Source organism: Bacteroidota bacterium, assembly GCA_030706565.1.
Taxonomy (GTDB): Bacteria; Bacteroidota; Bacteroidia; order Bacteroidales; family JAUZOH01; genus JAUZOH01.
The window spans coordinates 1-8,770 of sequence record JAUZOH010000146.1; the positions used below are offsets into that span (position 1 = coordinate 1).

General features: G+C 42.3%; 6 protein-coding genes. 2 read left to right on the forward strand and 4 right to left on the reverse strand.

The features are described 5' to 3' along the window. A partial coding sequence (locus tag Q8907_08920; protein ID MDP4274386.1) for a methyltransferase occupies nucleotides 1-635 on the forward strand: 635 nt, incomplete at its 5' end. A 10-nt stretch (nucleotides 636-645) separates the two neighbouring features. Here the strand turns inward: Q8907_08920 and Q8907_08925 are convergent. After that, nucleotides 646-2,289 carry a DUF4980 domain-containing protein gene (locus Q8907_08925; protein ID MDP4274387.1) on the reverse strand — a complete coding sequence of 548 codons (1,644 nt, stop codon included), beginning with the start codon at nucleotides 2,287-2,289 and terminating at the stop codon, nucleotides 646-648. A 372-nt stretch (nucleotides 2,290-2,661) separates the two neighbouring features. Continuing rightward, complete coding sequence (locus tag Q8907_08930) at nucleotides 2,662-3,801, reverse strand: acyltransferase (protein ID MDP4274388.1); 1,140 nt, start codon at nucleotides 3,799-3,801, stop codon at nucleotides 2,662-2,664. 114 nt (nucleotides 3,802-3,915) lie between these two features. Here Q8907_08930 and Q8907_08935 point away from each other — a divergent pair, with 114 nt between their 5' ends. After that, on the forward strand, nucleotides 3,916-4,797 hold the full coding sequence (locus Q8907_08935) for an AraC family transcriptional regulator (protein MDP4274389.1): 882 nt from the start codon (nucleotides 3,916-3,918) through the stop codon (nucleotides 4,795-4,797). A 159-nt stretch (nucleotides 4,798-4,956) separates the two neighbouring features. Here Q8907_08935 and Q8907_08940 read toward each other — a convergent pair whose 3' ends face one another. Both Q8907_08940 and Q8907_08945 read right to left on the reverse strand, forming a co-directional pair. Then, nucleotides 4,957-6,471, reverse strand: coding sequence for an OmpA family protein (locus Q8907_08940; protein MDP4274390.1), 1,515 nt, complete (start codon nucleotides 6,469-6,471; stop codon nucleotides 4,957-4,959). 477 nt (nucleotides 6,472-6,948) lie between these two features. Next, on the reverse strand, nucleotides 6,949-8,770 hold a 1,822-nt coding region (locus Q8907_08945; protein MDP4274391.1), incomplete at its 5' end, for a DUF4982 domain-containing protein.

The following is an 8,770-nucleotide window of genomic DNA, read 5'->3' on the forward strand; positions in this document are numbered from 1 at the left end:
GGCTGGTGCTCAATGCACATCTTTCAAAAATTATAAATCTAATCGTCATTGTGGGAGGTGTGTTGTTGACATATCCTCATGTTTGGATCGGCCGGAAAATCCTGGACCGGCATCAAACAATAAGCCATGCCGTCTGGACAACAACGTTTGTCCATTTTGGCTTGGGTTTCACATTTGGCATTCCTGTCGTCCGGGCACTTACCACGTACCGGGATTGGCCCGGATGGGTGCTTCCAATTCCATCCGCAATCGGTTTGATCCTGGTCATCATCACCGGGGCAGCTGCATTTCTGACAGTAGCGAACCTGGCATTGAAAGGATTCGGGGCACCCTTTTTCATTTCGCTCAGTAAAAAACTGGCAGTAGATTGGATGTATGCCTGGACCCGCAATCCCATGGTACTGGCAGCCCTTTCGTTCCTTCTGTCATTGGGAATCTGGTTTCAGTCACTGTTGTTTGTGCTATGGGCACTCATCGTTTTTGCACCGGCATTGTTATTTTTTATAAAGATGTATGAAGAACGTGAACTTGAGTTCCGTTTTGGGGCATCCTATCTTGAATACAAATCAAAAACACCGATGTTGTTCCCGCAAAAACCGGGAAAGACAAAAAACGCTTCCGGTACAGGCAGGTAAATATAACATTCTACCAAATAGACTTTCCTTCATCTACTTCCAGGTTAACAACTTCAATATTATTTCCCCAGAACCTGAAACCTTCCCTGTTGTTGCCGTCAACCTTTCGTTCCATCGAATAGGAGTATATACCCCCGTCAATAAAGATTTCGATGGAGGTTTTGTCCAGATAAATGTCTGCGGTGAGTTCCATGCTGGTCCTTTCCTGGGGTGAATAAAAGACACCATTGATGGTGTTGTTGCTCAAGTCGTAATCAATAAGTCTCTGTCCGTTTAAGTCAATGCCTGCACTGGTAGCCTGGAACAACCGGAATGTAGTCCTTATCCTGAGCAGATCTTTGTTCCCGAAATCCTTGAGGTGTTCATTGGCCTGAGCAGAACTGAGTCCTTTCCATTGCGCCAGCCGGGAGAACAATTGTTCCGTTTCCTTGACCGGGAAGCTGAAGAGCCTGACACCTTCCTTAGTGGTACGCAGGGTCAATTCGGTTGGCAGCAGCATCATACTGTTAAAGGGCATTCCGGGTTGCTGTATCCTGCCCCACCCCAACTGGATGCGGCGGCCGTCGCTTTCAGGGATATTGTTGAAGGTTTGGGCCGCATACATGGATCCTTTACAGTAGTAATACTTACCGGCCAATGGAGTAAAGACCTTGCCATCGAAGTTACCCAGCATATAGTTGCTGCTGGCGCCCGACATCACCCACATCTTGTTATCAGGGTTTCCATCCACGGGAAGTTCAAACAGGTCGGGGCATTCCCAGAAACCGGTAACATGACTTTCATATTTCCAGTCCTTCAGGTTGGTGGAAGTGTAGATGGAATTGCCGTCGCGTTCGTTCAGTACCAATACCCAATGGTTGCCAGGTTTGTACCAGAAAACTCTCGGATCGCGGGTATCTGTGCTGTTCCATTTTTCTTTGGAATCGATAACCGGATTCTTATCATATTTGGTCCAGGTGCGGCCCTTATCAAGACTGTAGGCGATACATTGTGTCTGTCTATCCGGACTGGCCGCTGTATAGACTGCGATCATGGGCGGTACATTCCCCTTTCCAAATCCGGATGTATTCTGGTAATCGATTACTGCAGAACCGGAAAACATGGTGCCCAGCTGGTCAGGATACAGGGCCTCGGGCAATTCCTGCCAGTGTACCAGGTCATTGCTGACAGCATGCCCCCAATGCATATTTTCCCATTCGCGTTCATAGGGATTATGTTGGTAAAACAGATGGTATTCACCGCTGTAAAAGAGCAGCCCGTTGGGATCGTTTGTCCAGCCCCTGCGGGTAGTAAAATGATATTGGGGACGGTTCTTTTCATGGTAAACAGGAGCTCCGCTCGTCCTGATTGTGTCTTCCTGGCTGATGTTGGCCAATCCCGACGGATTTCCCTGATATGAAATCCTTACATTCTTGCCCTTGTATGCAGAAACGTCAACAAATACCCAGTAGTCGGGTTGTCCTGAAGCCAGCCGTATGACGAAGCTGCGGTTTTCCCTGCCGTTAAGGCTGAAAGTCATCCTGGACCTTTCCTCCTTTTGCGAAACCGGGATGTTTAGGTATTTTTTGGTGATTCTGAAAGTTTTTTCCTGTGCATGGGTGGCTGTTACAGCCAGGACAAGGCATACAACAATAGCAGCAAAGGTCTTTTTCATGAATGAAGAATTTAGATTACAATATTAATGAAAAATCAACACGAATGTTGTAACGCCATAAAACCTTTTCAAATCAGTCTTATGCGAAGGTTTTGCAATTTATACAGGCAGAAACTGTGTAATTGCTTTGCCACTCACCCACTCTCCAGCAACTATCATTTAATTGACCATCAATCACAGGAGGTACTGTAATATGGAAAGTAGTGTATACCCGCTTTTTATAATGCGACTTATCGTTAGGATTAATTATTCCGGAACAAAGAATTGTTCCGGAATAATTATGTCTTAAGACAGAATTCGGTCTGTTAGCTAAAAAAAAGAAAATAGAACACCCGATTAACAATCGATTACAATAATCGTACATCGTACCTATTATTTTTTAGGAGTTCCCATAAAACGTTTTGTCAGCCATTTTCGAACAGGGATATCATATAACTTCAAACATACATACGCAAGAGCTATACTGGCCAGAAGGACGATAAGAGCAACAGGTAACGATTGCGTTAAAGAAATATTCTTATTTGATACCCAGGCCGTAAACAAATATATAAATGGGTAATGAATGATGTATATTGGGAAAGAGATATTTCCAAGAAACTCACATATCTTTGAAGGCAATTTTCCCACTACCTTACCACTGGCCCCAAGGTAAACAATAAGAGGGAAAAGGAATATGATACAAAAAGAAACATAAAGTCCATTCATCCACAGATGATTGCTTCCCCCAATCCTGGGTACTGAAAGGATAATCACCAACAGCAGGCTGCACCAAAAGAAAGCATGTTTAATATGTCCAGGTTTGCAAATACGGGAGAGCAATAAGCCTGCAAAAAAGGGGTAAAGCAACCGGGTAAAGCCAATGCGCAGTTGCGATGGTTCAACTGACCAACCTCCTATAACGTCTCCATTGGGACCAAACACGGAAAGTTGAATAAGAATACAACCGAAAATAAACACAAAAACCGCAAGCAATTTATTTGAGAATTTCCGTATAAAAAGTGCATAAAGGATATTGGCAATATATTCAAAGAACAAAGACCATGCCGGGCCATCCAGAGGATGCATCTCCTGCCAGCCTCTGATATCCATTGATGGAGGTACAGGAAGCAATGTAAAACCGATCAGCATAATCAGTAACATTTCCCAAACCGGGGTTTGACGGATCATAGGAAAAACTGCAGAACCCTGAAAATAAAAACATACTGCCCCAATAACCATACCGGCTATAATCATTGGATGCAGCCTGATAAGACGACGTTTGAAAAAACCTTTTAAAGTCATTTTATCCCAACGGTTATCATAAGCATAGCCAATAACAAAACCGGAAAGGACAAAGAAAAAATCAACTGCCAAATAACCATGGTTTATTATCTGTTTTAAATTACTGCCACCCGTAAATGTTTCCAGAAGATGGAACATGACGACCATCACAGCCGCTACGCCGCGTAATCCGTCGAGTATCTCATAGTGTTTTTTAGTATCAGAAAATGAAGCTGAAGAAATGTAATTCATAGGTTAATATTTTTAAATTTTGCCAAAAATAGTTCCCCGCCTTACTTCCTTATTGTCGTTTATTAAATATTTATTGTCGTATATTTACAGGGTCTTAAAAAGAGCAGGTACAATATGCATGAAAATATCAAATATTGTCATGTCCGTTTTAGTGATGAAAAATCTTTTTCATTTGATCATGTCCACATTGTCTGGAATGAGCAAATCACATTGCATCAAAGCGATACATGGGAATTATCCTATATTGTAAAAGGGAGTGGCACACGTATTATCGGAAATATTGTAGAAACCTTTTCGTGTGGCGAAGCCATCCTGCTGCCTCCCAATATTCCACACGGATGGTATTTCAATGAATATGATCATGATAAGGAAGGTAAAATAGAAAATATCACGATCATTTTCCCGCAATCCTTATTAGAAAAATTTGCCAATATATTTCCGGAGGCAAAAAATTACATTTTACAAATCAGCCAATATAAACAGGCTATAAGGCTTGAAGGGAATACCTTAGTATCTGTGCAGAAAATTTTGACTGCCATGTTATCTCAAAACGATATAGAGCAATTGTCATCTTTTATCAATCTACTCTCCGTAATTTCATCGTCGGATGAAACACACATTGTAGGCCTTTATCACAAACAAAATAAAAGTACGGCTAAAATGCAGGAAGTATCCCGGTTCATGGTCAATAATTTCCAGCACAGAATAGCGCTTGATGAAGTTGCAAAATATGTTGGAATGAACCGTTCATCCTTTTGTACTTTCTTCAAAAGGATGAAAGGAAAGTCTTTTTTCAGTGTTTTAAATGAGTACCGTATCGATTGCTCCTGCCTTATGCTCCGGGAAACGAAAAGGTCTATAGCTGATATTTGTTATGCGGTAGGATTTAACGATGTACCTTACTATAACCGGACATTTAAAAAACTTAAAGGAGAAACGCCTAAAGATTACAGGACCAAACAACAACAGATAAAGTTATCCAAATCAACAACGTAATAATTTAACTATCTGCAAATTGAAAGCAAATTTGAAATAAAAAAGCAACTGTAATTTTGCGATTTTTTAACAGTACTCATCACTATTATTACAAAAAAACCTCCAGGATATCCCGGAGGTTCTCAAAGAGAAAAATATATTTCATTTTACATGCATCTCTTAAAACACCACTTTAAATTCCACCCTGCGGTTTTTAGCCTTTCCTGCAGCAGTACTATTATCTGCAACAGGCTGTGTTTGTCCAAAGCCCTGAGCCTTCAATCTTCCGGCATTAATGCCTTTTTTCACTAAATAGGCTTTCACGGCATCAGCACGTTTTTGGGACAGAATCATATTGTGTGCAGGAGTACCGATATTATCGGTATGTCCATTTATTTCCAGGTTGTATTCAGGATCTTCATTCATTACAGCTACCACCTGGTTTAAAATCGGGAACGACGCGGGTTTAATAATATCTTTACCTGTTTCGAACTGTATGCCGGTAAGGGCTTTTGCAAAAATTTTCTTTGCAGTTGCTTTAACCTCCGGACATCCATTGTTTGATTTAAGGCCTTTTACCTTCGGGCATTTATCCAAATAATCAGGAACGCCATCACCATCCGAATCCAAAGGACAACCTTTAGCATCAACTGTTACCCCTTTAGGGGTGCCAGGGCATTTATCAAGATAATCGGGAACGCCGTCGCCATCCGAATCCAAAGGACAGCCATTTTTACCGACTGCCACACCATGAGGCGTATCAGGACATTTATCCAAATAATCGGGAACACCGTCGCCATCTGAATCCAAAGGACAGCCACTTGCATTAACTTTAACTCCCGGAGGTGTATTCGGACACTTATCCAGGTAATCGGGAACGCCATCTCCATCTGAATCTAAAGGACAACCGTTAGCATCGACTGCAACACCCTGTGGAGTACCGGGACACTTATCAAGATAGTCGGGAACGCCATCACCATCTGAATCTATCGGACAGCCGCGGGCATCGACGGTTACCCCCTTAGGGGTTCCGGGACATCTGTCATATTTATCTGCAACCCCATCACCATCCGAATCCTTCTTCTTGCCAAAACTGAAGACCAACCCTATCTCATTCTGGAAATAACGGTCATGTTTCCCTTTCCACCATCCATCATGCACATCATGGTTAGTCGGGGTATACAGGAAAAGATACTGAACAGCAAACCAGCTGTTGAAATTATATTTAAGTCCCGCGCCCATCGGAACAATAAAATCAGTAATACTGGTTTTGTATATACTTGGCCCATAATATGTTGCACCACCTAATCCTATAGTAAGATAAGGTTGCAACTTTGCTTTGGCCGGCAGGATACAACCGTTGTTCAACTTGTAATTCAACATTAGGGAATAATCAGTTTTATGTCCGAAAAAATGAGAAGGGACATGCTTTAAATCAGATTTATACCCGTAACTTCCCCAGGAGAACCTTCCTCCCAGGTCAAAGGAGTGATTCAGGTAGCGGAATAAACCCAATGACCCGAAAGCATTAAAATCCTGGTCAAAATCGAAAAGTCCGTTGCCCAGGTCACCTTTATATTCGTTCTTTCCGAATCCCATGCTCAAACCCCATTTGTTATCTTCGGTCTGAGCCGAAACAAATGTACTTACCATACATAACATCATGGTAAAAAGCAAAAGTTTATGTTTCTTCATTTTCCAAGGTATTAATTAAAAAATTGGAAATAACTATGAATAAATTTAATAAATATTTCGTTAATTAGCTATAAATCTTTGACTTTTATATTCATCAAGTTTAGCAATTCTACTTCTGCATGCTTCTTAAAGAATTATTAAATTTATTCTGTTATATCTGGAATTCATACCCTATGAAGATTAGTTTCCATTGATGTTAATTGTATTGATGCGTTCCCGGTTTCCGGCAGCATCTTTCAATTAGGAAATTTTTCCCAGTTTATTGACGATCTCTACTATTTAGTAAACATGGAATAATAAGTAAGACATCCATACATACTCCATTACCTCTTTCATTTTCCTTTCCCCTATTAAAAAAGGCAGATTAATATGAACAAAAGATTTCGCTTTGCCACGGGCTAAATCCGCTAATTGAAACATTCATTCAGAAAACAGCAAACACAGATATTTTATTTATTCTAAAATACTTTACGCAATTTAAAGAGAACGGCGCAATACAGCAGGTTTTGACTGAAGTTTAAGTACAGCCTTAACAAGACCAGGTGAAGTTGCAGTAAGCGTAATTTCACCTGGTTGGCCGGTAGTCTGGATAATCACCTGAGCCAAACCATTGAATAATGACCTCTTCCAGGTTGATGCGGGCTTGATTACCTGTATAAGCCCGGGATCAGTATTTAGAGCCTCCCACTGATTCTTTTTTACCAAAGGATGGCAAACAACCGCATATACATTTTTACCCTTTTTAAGTAAGGAATTGTCGAGCAGATAACTCTGACCAGCATCACCCCGTTTAACATCTCTGGCAATCAACCGTCCATTGATATAAACAGATTGCAGTTCCCCCAGACTTTTAGCCAGCAGGGTCACTTTCAAACTGTCGTTAATCAGGGACAAATCAAACGTCCCACGGATAATGGCCAGATGCGCAGTATCCTGTTTAACCCGGTTTTCCGAATCCACTTCCTTAAAAGCAGCCTTCCACCCGGAATCATCAAAATCATATTGCACCAAAGTATTTATCGAAACACTGTCGGCAGCTAATTGTTTAAGGCCATTAATCGGAATCCGGTCTACTTTCTCAATATACCGGTCAGGTTCATGGGAAGCAGGATCGCCATTGCCAACTCCAATCATTTTAGCGGGCCCGTCAACAGAAAATTCAATTTCATTATTTGCAACAGGCACCAGCCTGCCTTTCTTATCGTTGGCCTGAACTGTAATGACAGAGACATCCTCACGATCGGCTTTCAGGATATTGCGGTCAGGTGTAAGCTGAAGGACAGCCGGTTCGCCGGTAGTTTCAACTTTCTCGCTGATCATTTCTTTTCCGCTTTTATAACCGCGAGCAAGTAAAGTGCCGGGTTCGTAGTTTACTTTCCATTCCAAATGAGAGTTGACCGGGGTGGTTTTCCTGCCCAGGCTTTTTTTATTGAGGAATAATTCCACCTCATCGCAATTGGAATAAGCCCAAACATCGACGGTTTGACCTTCTTTGCCTTTCCAGTTCCAGTGAGGCAAAAGATGCAGCACAGGCTTATCCGTCCACCAGGACTTAAGATAATAAAACATATCCTTTGGAAACCCGCATAAATCAAGTATTCCGCTTTGCGAGGCCACCTGCGGCCATCCATAAGGATTGGGTTCTCCTCTGTAATCAAAGCCTGTCCAAAAGAAAAGGCCGGAAAGGAAAGGACGGGCGGCATAAAACTTCAGACCGGTTTCCATGCTGGTGCCATTGTGCTTTCTATCTGTAGCTTCCATGTGGGCATTGGCTTTATCATCCTCGTATACGCCGCGTGTACTGCGTGAGGTTGTCTCCTCGGTGCCTACAGCCGGCTGGTTGGGAAATGCAGCATGTTGAGCATCTATATCGCCATTGAAAATATAATTATATCCCATCATATCGTTCACTGTAGAAGTACCATGGCCCCATCCACCGCTGGTTGCAACGGTGAAGCGGCGGGTCGAATCCAATTGCCGGGCAAAGGCCTGCATGGTTGAAGTGATGCGCGCACCTTTCTCATTTCCTTCAATAGCCCACTCCTCATTACCCAGCGACCAGATGAAAACGGAAGGATGATTTCTGTCCCTGAGAATCATACGTTTAATCAATTCCAGATGTTCTGGCGTAGATCCCATCAGGCGGTTTTCGTCCAGCACGAGCATTCCAAGCCGGTCGCAGGCATCAAGCAATTCCGGCGTAGGAGGATTATGCGAGCAACGAAAAGCATTTGCCCCCATTTCTTTAAGCTTTCTGATCCTGAATTCCTGCAGGGCATCAGGGATTGCAGTACCAACA